At 73.2% G+C, this 17928-nt stretch carries 18 protein-coding genes; 5 read left to right on the top strand and 13 right to left on the bottom strand.

Translation table 11 applies throughout. The features are described 5' to 3' along the window. Positions 1–91 precede the first annotated feature (91 nt). The 3 genes from ACIBF7_RS19000 (at position 92) to ACIBF7_RS18990 (ending at position 2780) form a co-directional block, all read left to right on the top strand. The gene (locus ACIBF7_RS19000; protein WP_219551811.1) at positions 92–682 is read left to right on the top strand and encodes a DUF5998 family protein; all 591 of its coding nucleotides are present in this window, start codon (positions 92–94) and stop codon (positions 680–682) included. A 164-nt stretch (positions 683–846) separates the two neighbouring features. Next, entirely contained in the window at positions 847–1968 is a 1122-nt protein-coding gene (locus ACIBF7_RS18995; RefSeq protein WP_397197711.1) for an alkaline phosphatase family protein, read from the top strand. Continuing rightward, positions 1965–2780 (top strand): sulfurtransferase, encoded by an 816-nt coding sequence (locus ACIBF7_RS18990; protein WP_148030179.1) that lies wholly within the window; start codon positions 1965–1967, stop codon positions 2778–2780. The genes ACIBF7_RS18995 and ACIBF7_RS18990 overlap by 4 nt, the downstream gene beginning before the upstream one ends. 49 nt (positions 2781–2829) lie before the next feature. Here the strand turns inward: ACIBF7_RS18990 and ACIBF7_RS18985 are convergent, their stop codons facing one another. The 4 genes from ACIBF7_RS18985 to ACIBF7_RS18970 form a co-directional block, all read right to left on the bottom strand. Next, positions 2830–5754, bottom strand: a complete 2925-nt coding sequence (locus tag ACIBF7_RS18985) for a CHAT domain-containing protein (RefSeq protein ID WP_397197710.1) — start codon at positions 5752–5754, stop codon at positions 2830–2832. A 65-nt stretch (positions 5755–5819) separates the two neighbouring features. Further along, positions 5820–6266, bottom strand: coding sequence for a hypothetical protein (locus ACIBF7_RS18980; RefSeq protein WP_397197709.1), 447 nt, complete (start codon positions 6264–6266; stop codon positions 5820–5822). Further along, positions 6263–6799, bottom strand: coding sequence for an RNA polymerase sigma factor (locus ACIBF7_RS18975; RefSeq protein ID WP_148030182.1), 537 nt, complete (start codon positions 6797–6799; stop codon positions 6263–6265). The genes ACIBF7_RS18980 and ACIBF7_RS18975 overlap by 4 nt, the downstream gene beginning before the upstream one ends. A gap of 72 nt (positions 6800–6871) precedes the next feature. Beyond that, positions 6872–7885, bottom strand: coding sequence for a S8/S53 family peptidase (locus tag ACIBF7_RS18970; protein ID WP_219551819.1), 1014 nt, complete (start codon positions 7883–7885; stop codon positions 6872–6874). A 177-nt stretch (positions 7886–8062) separates the two neighbouring features. Between ACIBF7_RS18970 and ACIBF7_RS18965 the strand changes: the two genes are divergently transcribed. After that, a complete protein-coding gene (locus ACIBF7_RS18965; RefSeq protein ID WP_148030184.1) occupies positions 8063–8557 on the top strand; it encodes a DUF3145 domain-containing protein in 495 nt (164 codons plus the stop codon). A gap of 72 nt (positions 8558–8629) precedes the next feature. On the opposite strand, the gene ACIBF7_RS18960 is transcribed toward ACIBF7_RS18965, so the two are convergent. The 9 genes from ACIBF7_RS18960 to ACIBF7_RS18920 all read right to left on the bottom strand — a co-directional run bounded on the left by ACIBF7_RS18960 (position 8630) and on the right by ACIBF7_RS18920 (position 16784). Continuing rightward, positions 8630–10054 (bottom strand): acyl-CoA carboxylase subunit beta, encoded by a 1425-nt coding sequence (locus ACIBF7_RS18960; protein ID WP_148030185.1) that lies wholly within the window; start codon positions 10052–10054, stop codon positions 8630–8632. Next, positions 10055–11287, bottom strand: a complete 1233-nt coding sequence (locus ACIBF7_RS18955; RefSeq protein WP_148030186.1) for a beta-ketoacyl synthase — start codon at positions 11285–11287, stop codon at positions 10055–10057. Between the two features lie 39 nt (positions 11288–11326). Continuing rightward, positions 11327–11566, bottom strand: coding sequence for an acyl carrier protein (locus tag ACIBF7_RS18950; protein WP_148030187.1), 240 nt, complete (start codon positions 11564–11566; stop codon positions 11327–11329). A gap of 74 nt (positions 11567–11640) precedes the next feature. Continuing rightward, positions 11641–12597, bottom strand: a complete 957-nt coding sequence (locus ACIBF7_RS18945) for a beta-ketoacyl-ACP synthase III (protein ID WP_364230186.1) — start codon at positions 12595–12597, stop codon at positions 11641–11643. After that, on the bottom strand, positions 12594–13490 hold the full coding sequence (locus tag ACIBF7_RS18940) for an ACP S-malonyltransferase (RefSeq protein WP_148034386.1): 897 nt from the start codon (positions 13488–13490) through the stop codon (positions 12594–12596). Before ACIBF7_RS18940 ends, ACIBF7_RS18945 begins: the two co-directional genes overlap by 4 nt. 108 nt (positions 13491–13598) lie before the next feature. Then, complete coding sequence (locus ACIBF7_RS18935; RefSeq protein WP_397197809.1) at positions 13599–14717, bottom strand: PucR family transcriptional regulator; 1119 nt, start codon at positions 14715–14717, stop codon at positions 13599–13601. Positions 14718–14787: 70 nt separating this feature from the next. Beyond that, positions 14788–15219 (bottom strand): DUF350 domain-containing protein, encoded by a 432-nt coding sequence (locus ACIBF7_RS18930; protein ID WP_397197708.1) that lies wholly within the window; start codon positions 15217–15219, stop codon positions 14788–14790. After that, positions 15216–16364: a glutathionylspermidine synthase family protein gene (locus tag ACIBF7_RS18925; protein WP_397197707.1), complete on the bottom strand. Its 1149-nt coding sequence runs from the start codon at positions 16362–16364 to the stop codon at positions 15216–15218. Before ACIBF7_RS18925 ends, ACIBF7_RS18930 begins: the two co-directional genes overlap by 4 nt. Positions 16365–16367: 3 nt before the next feature. Then, positions 16368–16784 carry a hypothetical protein gene (locus tag ACIBF7_RS18920; protein ID WP_148030191.1) on the bottom strand — a complete coding sequence of 139 codons (417 nt, stop codon included), beginning with the start codon at positions 16782–16784 and terminating at the stop codon, positions 16368–16370. A gap of 92 nt (positions 16785–16876) precedes the next feature. On the opposite strand from ACIBF7_RS18920, the gene ACIBF7_RS18915 reads away from it, so the two are divergent. Next, a complete protein-coding gene (locus ACIBF7_RS18915) occupies positions 16877–17896 on the top strand; it encodes a PHP domain-containing protein (RefSeq protein ID WP_397197706.1) in 1020 nt (339 codons plus the stop codon). Positions 17897–17928: the final 32 nt, after the last annotated feature.

The raw sequence follows: 17928 nt of genomic DNA, 5'->3' as shown, positions 1-17928 counted from the left end.
GCTCCGGCGTTCCCGTACGCGGTCGCGCAGACGTTATAGAGCGTTACATCCGGCGGGTGGTTGCACTGTGCGACCCTGGCAAACTGGATCCATGAGGGAAACCCGAGTCTCAGCCGCGGGCCTGCGTGAAGCGATCGAGCGCAGCGGCTACTATCCCGACCTCGTCACCGATGCGGTCGAATCCGCGCTGGGCAAGGAGGCCGTCACGGCCTTCGTGGTGCACCACGAGGCCACCTTCGATCCCGCGATGGAGGTGCGCAGGCACGTCACCGTCCTGGTGCTGACGGGCACGAGGCTCCTGGTGTGCCACACCGACGAGCACCCCGCCGTGGAGGGCGTCTCGACCGCGCACGCCTCCACGACCACCGAGGCCGTCCAGCTCGGCCGCATCCAGTCGGTGGCGGTCACCCGGGTGGTCCCCGAGCCGGCGTCGTACGTCCCCGGCGTCCCCCCGACGGAGGTGACGCTCACGATCGGGTGGGGCGCCATCTCCCACGTCGACCTCGAGCCCGCCACCTGCGGCGACGAGAACTGCGAGGCCGACCACGGCTACACCGGCGCCATCACCGCCGACGACCTCTCCCTCCGGGTCAGCGAGGCGGCCGACGGCCCCGAGGCGGTCACCCACGTCCTGGCCTTCGCCAAGGCCCTTTCCGAAGCCACCGCCCGCGCCGCCGCCTGACGCTCCGCCACCCGAGACGGTCGCCGACGTCGTACCGGCCGGACTCCCGCGCGCAACGGCGGCCGATGTCGTACACGGAGGCACAGCCACCGCGAGGCCCGGCTCCGAAGCCTTGCGGGATCTTCACCTGGGCCGCCGGCGAACGGGACGGATAGGATCGGAGCATGACCATCGGCCCCCTCGTGCCGGCGTACGGAGCCGGGTCACTGCCCGATCTGTCCCGGTCGCTGCTGGCGTCGCTGGGCCTCGATGGGCCCAACCCCCTGGGCCTCCCGCCCGCCGAGCGCACCTGCCTGTTCCTGGTCGACGGCCTCGGCGCCGAGCTGCTGGCCGCGCACGCCGCCTCGGCGCCGTTCCTGGCGAGCCTGCTCGACAGGTCACGTACGCTCACCGCCGGGTTCCCCGCCACCACCGTGACCAGCCTGTGCTCGCTCGGCACCGGCGTCTCGCCCGGCGAGCACGGGATGCTCGGCCTGACCCTGGCCGTCCCCGGCACCGGCCGCCTGTTCAACTGCCTGCGCTGGTCCGGGATGCCCATGGACCCTCTCGACTGGCAGCCCGCCGAGACCGTCTACCAGCGTGCCGCGGCCGCCGGCCTCGACGTCGTCTACGTGGCGCCCGCCGAGTTCGAAGGCTCCGGGCTGACCGGCGCCGTCTTCCGCGGCGTCCGCTACGCCGCGGCCGAGACCGTCGACGACCGGGTCGCCCGGGTTCTGGCCGAGCTGCGGCAGCCGCGCGCGCACGTCACCGTCTACTACGGCGACCTCGACGCGGTCGGCCACATGACCGGCTGGGGCACCGAGGAGTGGCTGGCGCAGCTCGCCATCGTCGACGCCATGGCCGAGCGCATCGCCGCGGGCCTGCCTCCCGGCTCCGCCCTCTACGTGACGGCCGACCACGGCATGGTCAACGCCTCGGAGAAGCTCGACGCCGAGGCCACCCCCGAGCTGGCCCACGGGGTGGCGATGCTCGGCGGCGAGGCCAGGGCGCGACACGTGTACGCGCTGGAAGGCGCCGCGGCCGAGGTGCTCGACGCCTGGCGCGAGGCGCTGCGCGGCCGGGCCTGGGTGGTGTCGAGGGAGGAGGCCGTCGAGTCCGGCTGGTTCGGCCCGCGGGTCCTGACCGAATGGCTGGGCCGCATCGGCGACGTGGTCGCCGTCCCCTACACCGACCTGGCCATCACCGCCCCGTCCACACACCGCATCGAGGCCCTCTTCACCGGCTACCACGGCTCGATGACCACGGCCGAGCAGAACATCCCGCTCCTGGAGGTGAGCACCCGGTGACCGGTCCACTGATCACTCCGTCCGCCCTCGCCGCGCTCGGCGACGTCACTCTGCTCGACGTTCGCTGGCGGCTCGGCGGCCCGTCCGGCATGGACCTCTACCGCGAGGGCCACCTGCCGGGCGCCGTCTTCTGCGACCTCGACAGAGCTCTGGCCGGCCCGCCGGGCGAGGGCGGGCGCCACCCGCTGCCCGCCGTCGACGCGTTCGAGCGCGCGATGCGGCGGCTCGGCGTCTCCGGCGCGCGGCCGGTCGTGGTGTACGACGACACCGCCTCGACCGCGGCGGCCCGCGCCTGGTGGACGCTGCGCTACTTCGGACATCAGGACGTACGGGTCCTCGACGGCGGGTTGCCCGCCTGGGAGGCGGCCGGACTGCCGGTCGTCAAGGAGGAGCCCGTGCCTGCGCCCGGCGACTTCACGGCCAGGCCGGGCGGGATGCCCGTGCTCGACGCCGACCGGGCGGCGGCCCTCGCCTCCTCGGGAGTGCTGCTCGACGCCAGGGCCGCCGAACGCTACCGCGGCGAGGTCGAGCCGATCGACCCGGTGGCCGGCCACATCCCCGGCGCGGTCAGCGCCCCGACCACGGAGAACGTCACTCCCGGCGGCACCTTCCTGGCCCCCGGCGAGCTGCGGGAGCGTTTCGCCGCGCTGGGCGCCCGCGAGGGGGTCGCCGCGGGCGCCTACTGCGGCTCCGGCGTGACGGCCGCCCACCAGGTGCTGGCCATGGAGGTGGCCGGGCTGCCCGCGGCCCTCTACGTCGGCTCCTGGTCCCACTGGGTGACCGACCCGTCGAGACCGGTCGCCACGGGCTGACCGCCTGGTGGCTGGGCCGGGGCTCGGGTGTCGACGCCGGCTCGTCAGGTCAGCCGGTCGGCACGATGGGCCGCCTGTCGCGTTCCCGGTCGTCCTCGCCGTGGACCGGGACTGGTGCCCGGCCGATGTCGGCAGGGCACCCGGCGTCCGGCTCGCGGTGGATGAGAGGCTGGTCGCCGGCGCCGAAGCAGGTGAAGGCGGTGATGCCGGTCCGCGCCGAGGCGTACGCGAGCGCGGACGCCGGGGTGTGACCCGCGGCGAGCAACTCGTGGAAGCGGCTCATCACGGCCAGCGCGTCCTCGTCGCACACCGGCACCATCCCGGCCACCACGCACGCCGTCCCCTGTGCCAGGAACGCGCCCGCGAGGCCCAGCGGCGCGCCGTCCGTGGGCGTCCTGGCCATGCCGGAGTCGCACGCCGACAGCACCACCAGCCTGGCCGTACGCGAGCTGCCGAGCAGGTCGTAGGCCATGAGCGGGCCGTCTTCCAGCGTGATGCTCGACAGCAGCGGGCTGCGGGCGTGGAACACCCCGTGCGCCGCCAGGTGCACCACGTCACAAGTGGCCAGCGCGGCCAGCACCGCGTCGCGCCGGGCGGCCACCGGTCGCGCCCCCGGATGACATGCCACCACCCGGTCCCTCTCCTCGTACGCGTGCGCCAGCCCCGGCCCCGCCGCCGCAACCACCTTGAGCGGCCCCGACCCGGAGTCGCCAGAAAGCCCCACCCAGGAATCGACTGAAGAGCCGACCGGATGCGCGGCCCCCGAAAGCACGACGCCATCAGAGTCCCCCGCCCCCGGAACACCGGCGGGCGGTGTGGTCCCGGCTTCGGGAGGGTCGGTGGGTGGGGTGGTTCCCGGAGCCGGAGTTCCTGCCAGGCCGGAGGGTGGTGTCGCTGCCTCCGGAGAGGTGGTCCTCGGCGGGCCGGAAGGGCGGGTCATGACCCGGGGGCCGGGTGGGCGACGGGTTCGGAGAGGGGAGGGGTGGCGGGTGGCGGCGAGCCAGGAGCGGGCGCTGGCCGCCACCGTCACCGGGCGCTCGCGCAGGCAGGGGAGGGCCGCCCAGGGCAGGGTGTGCAGGATGCCCGTGGGCACCACCACCAGGGGACGCTCGCCCAGCTCGGCGGCGAGCGGGGCCAGCAGGAGCAGCTCCAGCTCCGACCCGGCAGCCGCGACCGGCTCGGCCCCCGCCGCCCCGTCGTGCAGGGCCGACCGGCGCAGCGAGTAGCGCAACCGGATCAGCGCCTCCTTGACCGGCCGCAGCGCGCCCAGAGGCCGCAGCGCCAGCCGCTGCCCCGTCACCACCACGGCGAAAAGAGAGCTGTCGTCCGTGACGTACTCCACCAGCGCGGCCCGCCCCAGCGCCGCCCGCACCTCGGGCAGGCCCGCGCCGTGCGGCGAGCGGGCGTGGGCCGGCGCCGTGACGGCCCGCCAGCGCTCCGCCCACTCGAACACCTCCTCGGCGCACCCGTCACGCACCGCCAGCCGCAGCCCGAAGGCCGCCAGCCGCCCGCCGGCCCGGGCCGCGTGCGCCCGCAGCGACGGGTCGTCCAGGCTGTCGATCTGGCCGCCCATCCCGGCCAGCCCCTCCTCCACGGCACGGAACGCGGCCGGGACGTCCTCCCGCAGCGCCGCCTCCAAGGCCAGGGCGTGCTGGCGCACCAGGGGCGGCACCTGCCCCGCGGCGGCGTAACCCGCCTGCGCAGGCGAGGCCAGCGGGGTGCGGCGGCCGCCCGGCGGGAGCCACCGCTCGCGACCGGGCTGCTCCGTCAGCCGTGACAGCTGAGCCGAGGCCGCGGCGCGGTTGCCGAGCGCGAGCGCGGTCTCCGCCGCCGTCAGCCGCAGCGAGGCGCCCTCGGCCAGGTGGGCGGCGTCGCGTTCGAGGTCGTCCGCGCACCCGGCCAGCTCCGCCAGCAGCCCGGGCGTCGGCGGCTCCAGGACCAGGCGGGAGCGCAGCACCACCTCCCTGGCCAGCGGCAGCCAGGCCTGCCGGTCCTGCTCCGACAGCTCGCGCATGGCTCGCTCGGCCACCGTCATGGCCTCGCGCGCGTCGCCCGTCAGCAGCTCGACCTGGGCGAGCTTGAGCCGCGCCTCGGCCAGCGCCACCTGCGCCCCGGACTCCTCCAGATCGGGCACAGCCAGGCTGAGCAGCGCCCGCGCCTCACCGGGCAGGTGGGCGGCCAGCAGCGCGCCCGCGAAGTCCGCCCGCATCGTCGCCAGCCGCTCTGGATACCCGAACAGGGTGTCCTCGGCCTCGCGGTAGTGGGTGAATGCCCCGCCGATGTCGCCCCGTCGTACGGCCAGGAACGGCAGGTTGGCGGCGGCCAGCCGCGCGAGGTGGGACAGCCGGGCGTGCCCGGCGATCTGCAGGCAGGCGCTGATGTCGCGCATCGCCTGGTCCCAGTCGCCGCGGTAGGCGTGCACCAGCCCTCGGTTGAGCAGCCCGCCCGCCAGGAACCGCCGGTCGTCGATGGTGCCGGGAGCCGCCACGAGCGCCCGCAGCGCCCGGTCGCAGGAGGCGATCGCCTCCTGGTAGCGCCCCAGGTGGGCGAGGGCCACGGCGCGCTGCGTGTCGAGCTTGGCCCGGTCGAGCGGCGACAGGTAGGCCCACGCCAGCGCGGCCAGCCTGAGAGCCTGCAGCGGGTGGCCCCGCTCGGTCCGCACGGTGACGAGGGACAGCCTCGCCTGCGCCATCCGCTCGGCGGGCGCGCCCCGCGTCTGGACGGCCTGCCGCAGCCGCTGCTCGGCGGCCTGCAGATCGCCCAGCTCGCGCGAGGCCAGCGCCATCGCGCGCAGCGCCACGGACGCGGCCTCGCCGTCGCCGGCCTTCTCGGCCGCCTCCAGCACCTTGTGCCCCGCGCGCAGCGCCTGGCCCGGATCGATCACCGAGCGCAGCACGGCCATCTCGGCCGCGCGCACCAGCAGGCCGCCGCCGGAGGAACGATCGAGCGTACGGATGATCTCCGGTTTCGCCATGCGCCGCCTCGGGGGAGAAGCGGCCGGGACCGGGGGATGCGGACCCCTCGGCCCCGGCCGAGGAGTCACGGTCGGACGCGCACCCACCTGGTCTGGACGGGTGGGTGGCCGGGCCGGTGGCAGACCACGCTGAGCCAGCCCGGAGGCAGGCCCGTGGCCGCGAACTGGCCCGTGGTGGCGACGGGCCTGGTCAGCGTCAGGTGGGGAGTGCGGACGTCGACGTGGCACCCCTCCCCGGGGGGTGGGGACACCTGGCCCGCCACGTCGATCAGACCGTCGCCGATGGTCACCTCCAGGTCGAAGGTGAGGCCCTCCGTGACGAACCGGACCAGCTGCGGGCCTTCGGCGCCCCGCACTCCCCGCGCGGCCGTGTAGCCCGTGGGAAGGGCGGTCACCGCGTGCGGGACCCGTAAGGCGAAGGCCTGCCGGGCCGCGGTGGACACGTACGCGGGAACCGGGTCGTGTCCGGAGGCCAGCCGGAGAGCCGCCAGGAAGTACTCGTCGTCGATCATTGCACCGTCTCCTGTAGTGAGATCAGGGTGCGCAGTTTCTCCAGGCAGCGGGCCCTGGTCGGGCCGACGCTGCCGATGGGCAGGCCCAGCCGCACGGCGACCTGCCGGCTCCCGAGATCGCTCGCGACGAGCGTGAGCAGGCTGCGGCATGGCTCTTTGAGGGTGGAGACCGTCTTCCAGAGCATGCGGTTGCCGTCGGCCTCCAGGACGGCTGACTCCGGGTCGGGGTCGTGCGTGACGTCGAACGGGGCGGGCCCCGGCTTCGCCTTCCGGATCAGCAGGAGCGCTTCGCGGCGGGTGGTCGTCGCCAGCCACGCGCCCACGCCTGCCGGGTTGCTGATGTCGTGCAGGTGTTCGAGCAGGCGCAGCCAGGCTCCCTGGACGGCGTCGGCGGCGTCGGGCTCGTTGAGCCCGCAGGCGCGTGCCACCGCCCACATGCGCGGGCCGAATCTGGCCTCCAGCTCGTTCCAGGCGCTCTGGTCGCCGGAGGCGGCCGCCGGGAGCAGCTCCGCGGGCTGGCGTGGATCGGGCATATGGCCTCCTTCCAGACCGGCGGAGGGGGCTGTTCTGCCTCCACGTGATCGCCTGTGGACTGAGCGTAAACTCTACAGACTCGACGGAACGAGAACTCCCAGATCGGGAATTTGCCGGGTCTCCCTGAGACTGAGGAGCTCGTCGGCCGCCTGCCTGGCCGGCCGGTCGTGGGCGGCCGCGGCGATCGTGCCCGCCACCACGGCGGTGGCGAAGGACGTGCCGCTCCAGGTCGCGTAACCGGCGAACTCGCCCTGCTCCAGGAAACTGCTGGTCACCCAGTCGCCGCGGGCGCACGCGTCGACCCAGCTCCCGTGGGCCGAGTAGGGAGCGCGCCGGCGCTCGCTGGAGTCGACGGCGCCGACGGCGATCACGCTGCCCAGCGCGGCGGGGTAGAACGGGCGGTCGGACGCGGTGTTGCCGGCGCACGCCACCACCACGGTGTCGGACAGCTCGGCCAGCGCGTCGGCCAGCAGGGGCGGCGGCCGGTCGTCGAAGGTGTGGCCGCCGAAGGAGAGGTTGAGCACCTGCGGCGGACGCCCGCGCATGCGGTGCAGCGCCCTGATCACGGCCGCCTCGTCGCCCACCCCCTCGCCGTCGAGCACCCGGGCCACCTGGAGCGACGCGCCGGGCGCCTGGCGGGCCAGCAGCCCGGCGATGAACGTGCCGTGACCCGCCTGGGCGCCCTCGACGGCGTCCGGCGCGTCCTCGGCTGCCTGCTCGTACCAGTCGGCGTCGGCCCACCAGCGGTGGCCGGCCACGCCGGTGTCGAGCAGGCCCACCGTCACCTCCGACCGGGACCGCCCCGGCCGGTAGTGGACCGGTTCGGCCGGGAACGGACGCGACGCGGGACCGCCGAAGAACAGCGGCTGCCCGGTGAGGACGTGATTGGGCGAGGCGCGGAACCCGTGCTCGCGCAGCTCGGCGGTCAGCTCGCACGGGTCGACGCCCTGGGAGAGATGCACCATGCAGACGCCGTCGCCCTCGGACACGGCCTGCGTCCAGCGCGCGGCCGTCGACAGCGCGCCGCGGTCGGTCAGCAGCTGACCCGGTCGGATGAGCGCGTGGCCTGCCGATTCGATGTCCATGAGCGGGTATCTATCCCCGATGGAGCGACTGTCACGTGCCACACGCGCACCAACTTGGTATGGCCCCCCTCTGGTGTCCGATTGCGACCGACGGTAGTCTCTCCCTAGTCACATGTGATCATCCCGTTGGACGAGGCCGTTGGGGAAGGCGCACCTCGTACCGAATCGGGAGGTCCGGTGTCTGCTCGTGGCGTGCTGTACGTCCACTCGGCTCAGCCCGCGCTGTGCCCGCATATCGAATGGGCAGTCGCGGGTGTCCTTGGCGTGCCCGTGGACTTGACGTGGACACCGCAACCTGCCGCGCCCAACGTCGTGCGGGCGCAGGCGGAATGGGAGGGCCGCTCCGGCATAGCGGCCGCCATCGCCTCCTCTCTCATGGGGTGGCAGCGCCTGCGGTTCGAGATCACCGAGGACGCCTCGCAGGGCGTCGACGGGACCCGTCACGCCTACACGCCGACACTCGGCCCGTTCAGCGCGGTCATCGGCGCCTCCGGCGACATCATGATCCCCGAAGACCGGCTGCGCGCCGCCATGCTCATGGCCTCCCAGGGGCGGTGCGTGCTGGAGGAGGAGCTCGACAGGCTGCTCGGCAAGCCCTGGGACGAGGAGCTGGAGCCGTTCCGCTACGCCGGCGACGGCGCGCCCGTCCGCTGGCTGCACGCCGCCGTGTGACCCGTCCCCGCGCCTGCGACGCGAAAGGGCCCCGCACCGGTCACGGTGCGGGGCCCCTTTCTCGTGCTTGGACTACAGCGGGATGTTCCCGTGCGCGCCCCTGGCGGGAGTGGCCTGGGCGAGGACCTTGGCGATCGCGCCGCGGGTCTCCTCCGGCTTGATCACCTCGTCGATGACGCCCAGCTCCTGCGCGCGGGTGAGCCCGCCCGCGAGCTTCTCGTGCTCCGCGGCCAGCCGGTGCTCCAGGTCGGCCCGCTCCTCCTCCGGCGCCGCCGCCAGCTCGCGCCGCTTGAGGATCCGCACCGCCGCCACCGGGCCCATGACCGCGATCTCGGCCGTCGGCCAGGCGAACACCTTGGTGGCGCCTAGCGAGCGGGAGTTCATCGCGATGTACGCGCCGCCGTAGGCCTTGCGCGTGACCAGCGTGACCCGCGGCACCGACGCCTCGGCGAACGCGTGCAGCAGCTTGGCGCCGCGGCGCACCACGCCGTCATGCTCCTGGCCGACGCCGGGCAGGTAGCCGGGCACGTCCACGACCACGACCAGCGGCACCCCGAAGGCGTCGCACATGCGGACGAACCGCGCCGCCTTCTCGGCGGAGGTGGCGTCGAGGCAGCCGCCCAGCCGCATCGGGTTGTTGGCGATCACGCCGACGGTGCGGCCGCCGAGCCGGCCCAGCGACGTGACGACGTTGGGCGCCCACTTCGGGTGGAGCTCGATGCCCGGCTCGTCCAGCAGGCCGTTGACCAGCGGCTTGACGTCGTAGGCGCGGCGCGCCGACTCCGGCAGCAGGCTGGAGAAGTCGACCTCCTCGATGCCGGCGGGCCGGACCCGGCCCTGGTGGCCGAGGAGCATGGCCAGCTGGCGCGCCTTGAGCAGCGCCTCGGTCTCGGTCTTGGTGATGACGTGGACGACGCCGCTGCGCTTGCTGTGGGGCTCGACACCGCCCAGCGCGGCGCTGTCGACGTTCTCGCCGGTGACGCTGCGTACGACGTCGGGGCCGGTGACGAAGATGCGGCCGGAGTCGGCGAGGATCACCAGGTCGGTGAGTGCCGGCCCGTAGGCGGCGCCGCCGGCGGCCGCGCCGACCACGACCGAGATCTGCGGCACGATGCCGGACGCCTTCGTCATGGCCGCGAACACGCGGCCGACGGCGTGCAGCGACTCGGCGCCTTCGGCGAGTCGCGCACCGCCGGAATGCCAGATCCCGAGGATCGGCACCCGCTCACGGACGGCCACGTCGTAGGCGTGCACGATGTGCTCGCAGCCCTCGCTGCCCATCGCGCCGCCCTGGAAGCGGGCGTCACTGCAGAAGGCGACGACGGGAACACCCTCGACGCGGCCCATGGCGGCGAGCACGCCGCTCTTGTCCTGGGGAGTGATCAGCCGCAGCGAACCCTCGTCGAGGAGCGCGGCGAGTCGTACGACGGGGTCTCGGGGATCAGCAGGCTCCTGGTCGGCGCCTTCGGTGGGCACACGGTTGTCGAGCACGGTCATTTAAGCCCCCTTGAACACGACGGTCACGTTGTGGCCGCCGAAACCGAACGAGTTGTTGACCGCGGCGATGTCGCCTTCCGGCAGGGTGCGGTTCTCGCCGTGGACGAGATCCACCTCGATGCCGTCGTCGATGTCGTTGAGGTTGATGGTGGCGGGGACGATCCGCTCGTGGAGCGCCTTGACGGTGAAGACGGACTCGATGCCGCCCGCGCCGCCCAGGAGGTGACCCGTCATGGACTTGGTCGAGGTGACCAGCGGGTGGGTGCCGATGGCCTTGGCGACGGCCTGCACCTCGATGACGTCCCCGGCGGGGGTGGCGGTGGCGTGCGCGTTGACGTGCTTGACGTCCTGGCCCGTCAGGTCGCCGTCGGTGAGAGCCTGGGTCATCGCCATGATGATGCCGCGGCCCTCGGGCTCGGGCTGGGTGATGTGGTGGGAGTCGGCCGAGTAGCCGACACCGGCGGCGTAGGCGTAGATGCGCGCGCCCCGCGCCCTGGCGAACTCCTCGCTCTCCAGCACCAGGATGCCCGCGCCCTCGCCGAGCACGAACCCGTCGCGCTCGCGGTCCCACGGCCGCGACGCCCCCTGCGGGTCGTCGTTGCGCGTGGACATGGCCCTGGCGGCGGCGAACGCCGCGATGTTGAGGCCGTGGATGGCGGCTTCGGTGCCGCCGGCGATCACCACGTCGGCCCGGCCGGCCCTGATCATGTCCATCGCGTAGCCGATGGCCTCGGCGCCGGAGGCGCAGGCGGACACGGTGGCGTGCACCCCGGCCTGGGCGCCCCGGTCGAGGCCGATCCAGGCGGCCGGCCCGTTGGGCATGAGCATCGGCACCGTGAAGGGCGACAGCCGGTTCCAGCCGCGCTCCTTGTAGGTGTCGTAGGCGGACAGGGTGGTGTTGATGCCGCCGATGCCGCTGGACACGACCACGCCGAGCCGCTCCGGCGCCACCTCGGGGGCGCCGGCGTCCTGCCAGGCCTCGCGGGCGGCGACCATGGCGAACTGCTCGCTGCGGTCGAGCCTGCGGGCCTCGGGCCGGGGCAGGACCTCGGCCGGGTCGACGGCGGCCGTCCCCGCGAACGTCACGGGGACGGTGTCGACCCAGTCTTCGGTGAGCGTCGCGACGCCCGACTGACCGGCGAGGAGCGCCGACCAGGAGGAAGTGGCGTCTCCACCGACGGGCGTCGTCGCGCCGAGCCCGGTGACGACGACACGTACCCGGTTTGCACTCACGTTCCGCACTCCTTGTCGATCAGCTGGTGTTGCCGGACTTCAGTTCTGGATGAAGGTGAGGACGTCCTTGACCGTCTTCAGGTTCTTGAGCTGGTCGTCGGGAATCTCGACGCCGAACTCGTCCTGGGCGGCCACGGCGATCTCGACCATGGACAGGGAGTCGATGTCGAGGTCGTCCACGAAGCTCTTCTCGGGGGTCACCTCAGAGGCCGGGATCCCGGTGATCTCGTTGATGATCTTGCCGAGGCCCTCGAGGATCTCCTGCTCGGTGGCAGCCATGTCGTTGGTTCTCCTTTGGTTTCCTGGGTTCTGCACGGACTGGCCGTGCAAGCTCTGAGAGATCGTACGGGGGACTAGGGGATCTCGATGACCTGGCCCGCGTACGTGAGGCCGGCGCCGAAGCCGAGGACGAGCGCGAGCTCGCCCGAGCGGACCTCGCCGCGCTCCAGCATGCGCGAGAGCGCGAGCGGGATCGAGGCGGCCGAGGTGTTGCCGGCGTGCACGATGTCACGGGCGACGACGGCCTTGTCGGCGCCCAGCTTGCGGGCGATGGCCTCGATGATGCGCAGGTTGGCCTGATGGGGGATGAAGGCGGACAGCTCGGACGGGTCGACGCCCGCGCGCTCGCACGCCTGCTTGGCGACCGGGTGGAGGGCGGTGGTCGCCCACCGGAACACGGTCTGACCCTCCTGGCGGAGGGAGCCGTGGCGGTCGGGGATCATGATGGCGTCGGACCTGTCGCCCGAGCTGCCCCAGACCACCGGGCCGATGCCCGGGGCGTCGGACGGGCCGACCACGGCCGCGCCCGCCCCGTCGGCGAAGATCACCGCGGTGGACCGGTCGGTCCAGTCGATCCACTGCGACAGCTTCTCCGCGCCGATGACCAGCACGTGCCTGGCCGAGCCCGCGCGGATGGCGTTGTCGGCCGTGGCGAGCGCGTAGCAGAAGCCCGCGCACGCGGCGTTGACGTCGAACGCGCCGGGCGCGTCGATGCCCAGGCGGTGCGCCACCACGGCGGCGGCGTTGGGGATCTGGCTCTCCAGCGTGCAGGTGGCCACGATCACCAGGTCGACGTCGGAGGCGGCCAGGCCGCTCGCGGCCAGAGCCTTACCGCCCGCCTGGGCGGCCATGTCTTCCAGGCTCTCCGCGTCGCCGGCGACCCGGCGCTCCTTGATGCCGACGCGGGACTGGATCCACTCGTCGCTGGTGTCCATGGTCTTGGCCAGCTGATCGTTGGAGACGATGGTGGAAGGCTGATAGTGGCCGAGCGCCAGCAGCTTCGCCCCCGGCGCGGTTTCGAGGATCCTCACTTCATCAGCTCCCTGGCTGCGTCGAGGTCGTCGGGGGTCTTGAGCGCCACGGTCTCGACGCCGCGCAGCCCGCGCCTGGCCAGGCCGGTCAGCGTGCCGCCGGGCAGCAGCTCGATCATCCGGGTGACGCCCAGCTCGGCCATCGTGGCCATGCAGGCGTCCCAGCGCACGGGGTTGCTCACCTGGTCGACGAGGCGGCGCATGAGCTCGCCGCCGCTCGCGACGGCGGCGCCGTCGGCGTTGGACAGCAGCGTGACCTCGGGGTCGCCGGGCTCGATCTGGGCGGCGGCCTCGCGCAGCTGCTCGACGGCGGGGGCCATGTGGACGGTGTGGAAGGCGCCCGCGACCGACAGCGGGATCAGCCGGGCGCGCGCCGGAGGCTCGGCCTTCAGCGCGGCGAGTTGCTCGACGGTGCCGCCGGCGACGATCTGACCGGCGCCGTTGATGTTGGCGGGCGTCAGGCCGTGCTTGTCGAGCGCGGCCAGCACGTCGTCCTCGGCGCCGCCGAGCACCGCGGTCATGCCGGTCTCGGCGGTCGCCGCCGCCTTCGCCATGGCCTGCCCGCGCTCGCTGACCAGGGCGAGCGCCTGCTCCGGGGTCAGCACGCCGGCCAGCGCCGCGGTGGCGAACTCGCCGACGCTGTGGCCGGCCAGCACGTCGGGCGCCGCGCCGAGCACCTCGGCGGAGGCCAGGGCCGCGGCCACGAGCAGCGGCTGGGCGATGGCGGTGTCGCGGATCTCGTCGGCTCCCGCGACGGTGCCGCAGGCGATCAGGTCGATCCCGGCCACGTCGGACCAGGCGGCCAGCCGGTCCGCCACGCCGGGAAGCTCGAGCCACGGAGTGAGGAAACCTGGTGTTTGGGCGCCTTGGCCCGGCGCGACGAGTACAAGCACGAAGTCAACCATGCCCTGTAGAAGTCCGACACGCTGATGAAGATCTGCACACACTTTGTCCGGGGTGCTTTGTAGGAACCCCACAGTTCGGGTTTCCCTCCGGTTACGTTAAGGCCGCCAGGTTACGGCGCTTTCCGCGAGCCGGCCGAGGATGAGCCCGACCTGCAGCGTGAAGGCCGAACGGCCCTCGGTCGGCTGGTATCCGGTCAGTTCGGTGATCTTCTTGAGCCGGTAGCGCACCGTGTTCGGGTGCACGAACAGCAGCCGCGCGGTCGCCTCCAGCGAGGTGCCCTGCTCCAGGTACGTCGCGAGCGTGTCGAGCAGCGGGGTGCCGGCCAGCGGCAGGTAGACGTTCTCCACGAGCTGCTCCCTGGCGGCCTCGTCGCCGTCGAGCGCCCGCTCGGCGAGCAGGTCCTCGGCGTGCACCGGACGGGGCGCGTCGGGCCAGCCGGAGCTCGCCTTCAGCCCGGCCAGCGCGGCCCTGGCCGAGTTGGCGGCGGCGTGCAGGTCGGTCACCTCGGGCCCGATGACGATCGGGCCCTGGCCGAAGCGGGCCACGACCTGGCGGGCCGCGTCGTTGACGCTGCCCGCGCCGCCCACGATCACGATCAGCCGGTCGGCCTGCACCCCGGCGAGCAGCTCCATGCCGATACGGCGGCCCCGCTCGCGCAGCCCGTCGATCACCTCGCGCGAGTCGCCGTCGGGCGCGTGACCGGCGATCACGACCACGGGAGAGGACGTCCAGCCGAGCGCGGCGGCCCACGAGTGGAGGCCGTCGTCGACCTCGCCGCGCACCAGGGCGTCCACGATCAGCGCTTCCAGCCGGGCGTCCCACGCCCCCCTGGCCTCGGCCTCGCGGGCGTAGACGTGCGCCGCCGCGAACGCCACGTCGCGGGTGTAGCGGAGCATGGCCTGCTCCAGCTGCTCCTCGCCGCCGGGCGCGGCCAGCTGGTCGACCTGTGCCTCCACCACCTCCACCACGACCCGGACGATGTCGACGGTCTGCTGCAGCGAGATCGAGCGCTTCAGCTCGCGCGGAGCGGTGCCGAAGAACTCGATGCTGGGTGTCGGGCGGTCCTCGCCGGCGTACTGGAACCACTCCACGAACGCGGCGATGCCCGCCTGGGCCACCAGCCCCACCCACGAGCGGTCCTCGGCGCTGAGCGCCCGGAACCAGGGCAGCTGCTCGTCCATGCGGGCCATGGCGGCCGTGCCGAGCGCGCCCATGGCCCGCTCAAGCCTGCGAGTGGTGTCCTCCCGGGTCCGGTCTGTCACGCTCCTAGAGTGCCAGGTCCCGTCAGATGACCGCGACGGCGGTGATCAGGCCGATCGCGACGTGCGTGACCGCCAGCAGCCTGGCGCCCGGCTGCAGCTCCTGTTCCTTGACCAGATCGCGCACCGAGATGCCCGCCACCCGGTCGAACAGCAGCATCGCCAGCGTCTGCACCACGATGCCGACCAGGCCGAACACGGCGGTGCCCGCCAGCCCCTCGGCCAGCCGCCCGCCGGACGACCAGATCGAGGCCGCGACGATGAGCCCCACGGCGGCCATCGCCGAAGAGGCCAGCAGCGTGGCGTTCGGGTTGCGCTGGCTCCGGATGACCTCGCTCAGCCGGCCAGGGGTCGCCAGGTCGATCACGTAGAAGCCGACGATCATCAGGATGACGCCGACGGCCGCGTAGGAGGCGATGGCGCCCGCGCCACGCAGAAGGGTCTCCAGCAGAGTCATGTGAGCTCGATTCGGTGAGGTACGAAGGACGAGGTGTCGTCGGTGATCAGGCCGGTGGTCTCCCGGATGCCCAGCCCGGCCGCCTCGTCGCCGATCACCCAGGCGCCGAGCACCGGCCGCTGGCCGCCGAAGTCGGGCAGGGCCTCGAAGCCCTGGAAGACGTATCCCTCCCGGCCGTAGGAGCCCGCTGTCTCCTGGGTGTGGGCCGGGGTGACTATCCGCATAGAGGCGCCCTCACGGCCGAGCAGCGGCTTGGCGATGTAGGACTCCAGCTCGCGCGGGCCGTCGAGGTAGGCGGGCAGCAGGCTGGGGTGACCGGGGTACAGCTCCCACAGCACGGCCAGCAGCGCCTTGTTGGACAGCAGCGCCTTCCACAGCGGCTCGATCCAGGTGGAGTGGCGCACCGCGTGGCGGCCGAACGGCTCCGACAGCATCCACTCCCACGGGTAGAGCTTGAAGACGGAGCGGATCATCTCCTCGTCCATGTCGACGAAGCGCCGGTTGAGCGCGTCCCAGCCGATGTCCTCCATGGCGACGGCGACCGTGCGCAGGCCCGCCTGCTCGGCGGTCTCCTGGAGGTAGGCCAGGGTCATGGCCTCCTCGCCCGTCTCGTCCATGTTGGTCCAGGCGAAGTGGGTGGCGCCGGCCGGCAGCGGCATCTCGCGCCACCGGTCGATGAGCCGCTCGTGGATGGAGTTCCACTGGTCGTCGCCGGGGTGGGCGTCCTTCAGCCAGAACCACTGGATCACCGACGACTCCAGCAGCGAGGTCGGCGTGTCGGCGTTGTACTCCAGCAGCTTGGCCGGGCCGGCGCCGTCGTAGCGCAGGTCGAACCGGGCGTACAGGTGGGCGTCGCGCCGCTCCCACGACCGGGCCACGTCGTCGGCGGCCCATTCGGGGATGGCGAAGTCGGCGAAGCGCCCGGTCTCGACCACGTGCCCGGCGGCACGCAGGCACATCTCGTGCAGCTCCTCGACCTGCTCCTCCAGCGACTCCACCTCCGCCATGGAGAAGACGTAGTGGACCGACTCGTCCCAGTAGGGCCTGCTGAGGCCCTCGGGGTGGGCCGCCCGGTGGTAGGCCAGGCCATGGCCCTCGATGGTCTTCTCCCAGCCCTCGCGGGGGGCGCCGTGCTCGCGCCGCACCGCTCAGCCCCCGCCGGTGCGGGAGCTGCCGAAGCCGCCCCGCTGGATCGAGCGCCCGTCGCGGCTGGTGATGGTGGCGTCGGCGGGGCGGAGCGTGGTGCCGCTGCGCACCCGCTGCCCCACCCTGGTGCCGCCGTAGTACCAGTGATAGGCCGCGCGGGAGCCGCCGTAGTAGTGGGTGCCGCCGTTGTCGTCGTCGTCGCAGTAGTAGTCCTCGACCACCATGTAGGAGCCGTCGTCGGCCCGCTGGCTGGTGTCGACGCAGTCGGCGGTGACGTCCTCGGCGTTGGAGGTGGCCGCGCAGTAGCCGACCACCATCACCGACACGACGCCGATGACGGTGAGTGTCACGACGTTGGACGACTTCTTCTTGGGGGGCGGCTTGCCGGGGGTGGCGGCGTGGTGCGGCGTCTGGGCCATCTAGCTCCTGCTCTCTTGCGGTCGGAAAGCCTAGCGGGGCCGCGCCCGGCCGTACAATTCCCCGTCGGGCCGCTTCTGGTAGGGATGAACGTATGGAACCGGTCGAGGCGTTCCGGGAGATCGCCTTTCTCCTGGAACGCGCTGGTGAGCCCGCCTACCGGGTGCGCGCCTTCCGCCGCGCCGCCTCCGTCGTCACGGAGCTGCCGCGCGATGAGCTGGTACGGCGCGCGCGGTCCGGCGGCCTGGCCGAGCTGCCCGGCATCGGCAAGGTGACCGCCCTGGTCATCAGTGAGGCGCTCGACGGGCAGGTCCCGACCTACCTGCGCAGGCTGCGCGCGACGGAGGGCGCCGACCTGGGGGAGGAGGCCGCCGGGCTGCGCGCCGCGCTCAAGGGCGACCTGCACAGCCATTCCGACTGGTCCGACGGCGGCTCGCCCATCGAGGAGATGGCCGAGGCGGCCCGCGCGCTCGGCCACGACTATCTGGCGCTGACCGACCACTCGCCGCGCCTGACCATCGCCCGCGGCCTGCCGCCGGCCCGGCTGCGCGAGCAGCTCGACGTGGTCGCCGAGCTCAACCGCCGGCTCTCCCCGTTCAGGATCCTCACCGGCATCGAGGTCGACATCAACCTCGACGGCAGCCTCGACCAGGAGCCCGAGCTGCTCGGCCGGCTCGACGTGGTGGTCGCGAGCGTCCACTCCAAGCTCCGCATGGATCGTGAGGAGATGACCCGCAGGATGGTCACCGCGATCGCGAACCCGCACGTCGACGTGCTCGGCCACTGCACCGGGCGGGTCGTGCGCGCGGGCGGGGAGCGCGGCGCGCGCAGGCCCGAGTCGGAGTTCGACGCCGAGCTGGTCTTCGAGGCGTGCCGCCGGTTCGGCGTGGCCGTCGAGATCAACTCCAGGCCCGACCGGCTCGACCCGCCCAAGCGGCTGCTGCGCCAGGCGTACGAGCAGGGCTGCGTGTTCGCGATCGACTCCGACGCGCACGCGCCCGGCCAGCTCGACTGGCAGCGGTTCGGCTGCGAGCGGGCCGCGCAGTGCGGTGTCGGGCCGGACCGGATCGTCAACACCTGGCCCGCGGACGAGCTCCTGGAGTGGGCCCGCTGACGCGGAAACCCCGGCGGGCAAGGGATTGTCGG

The sequence above is a fragment of the Nonomuraea sp. NPDC050478 genome (genome assembly GCF_044458265.1).
In the GTDB taxonomy this organism is placed as follows: Bacteria; Actinomycetota; Actinomycetes; order Streptosporangiales; family Streptosporangiaceae; genus Nonomuraea; species Nonomuraea ferruginea.
The sequence above is the reverse complement of the archived record's forward strand: the minus strand, read 5'-3'. Positions and strand labels throughout refer to the sequence as shown.

Bases quoted from the DNA above. Each gene is read 5' to 3' on its own strand.
- ACIBF7_RS18970 (WP_219551819.1), bottom strand. From the start codon at position 7,885: ATGGACATCGAATCGGCAGGCCACGCGCTCATCCGACCGGGTCAGCTG.
- ACIBF7_RS18975 (WP_148030182.1), bottom strand. From the start codon at position 6,799: ATGCCCGATCCACGCCAGCCCGCGGAGCTGCTCCCGGCGGCCGCCTCC.
- ACIBF7_RS18995 (WP_397197711.1), top strand. From the start codon at position 847: ATGACCATCGGCCCCCTCGTGCCGGCGTACGGAGCCGGGTCACTGCCC.
- ACIBF7_RS18985 (WP_397197710.1), bottom strand. From the start codon at position 5,754: ATGGCGAAACCGGAGATCATCCGTACGCTCGATCGTTCCTCCGGCGGC.
- ACIBF7_RS18935 (WP_397197809.1), bottom strand. From the start codon at position 14,717: ATGGGCGCGCTCGGCACGGCCGCCATGGCCCGCATGGACGAGCAGCTG.
- ACIBF7_RS18930 (WP_397197708.1), bottom strand. From the start codon at position 15,219: ATGACTCTGCTGGAGACCCTTCTGCGTGGCGCGGGCGCCATCGCCTCC.
- ACIBF7_RS18920 (WP_148030191.1), bottom strand. From the start codon at position 16,784: ATGGCCCAGACGCCGCACCACGCCGCCACCCCCGGCAAGCCGCCCCCC.
- ACIBF7_RS18950 (WP_148030187.1), bottom strand. From the start codon at position 11,566: ATGGCTGCCACCGAGCAGGAGATCCTCGAGGGCCTCGGCAAGATCATC.
- ACIBF7_RS19000 (WP_219551811.1), top strand. From the start codon at position 92: ATGAGGGAAACCCGAGTCTCAGCCGCGGGCCTGCGTGAAGCGATCGAG.
- ACIBF7_RS18960 (WP_148030185.1), bottom strand. From the start codon at position 10,054: ATGACCGTGCTCGACAACCGTGTGCCCACCGAAGGCGCCGACCAGGAG.
- ACIBF7_RS18915 (WP_397197706.1), top strand. From the start codon at position 16,877: ATGGAACCGGTCGAGGCGTTCCGGGAGATCGCCTTTCTCCTGGAACGC.
- ACIBF7_RS18980 (WP_397197709.1), bottom strand. From the start codon at position 6,266: ATGATCGACGACGAGTACTTCCTGGCGGCTCTCCGGCTGGCCTCCGGA.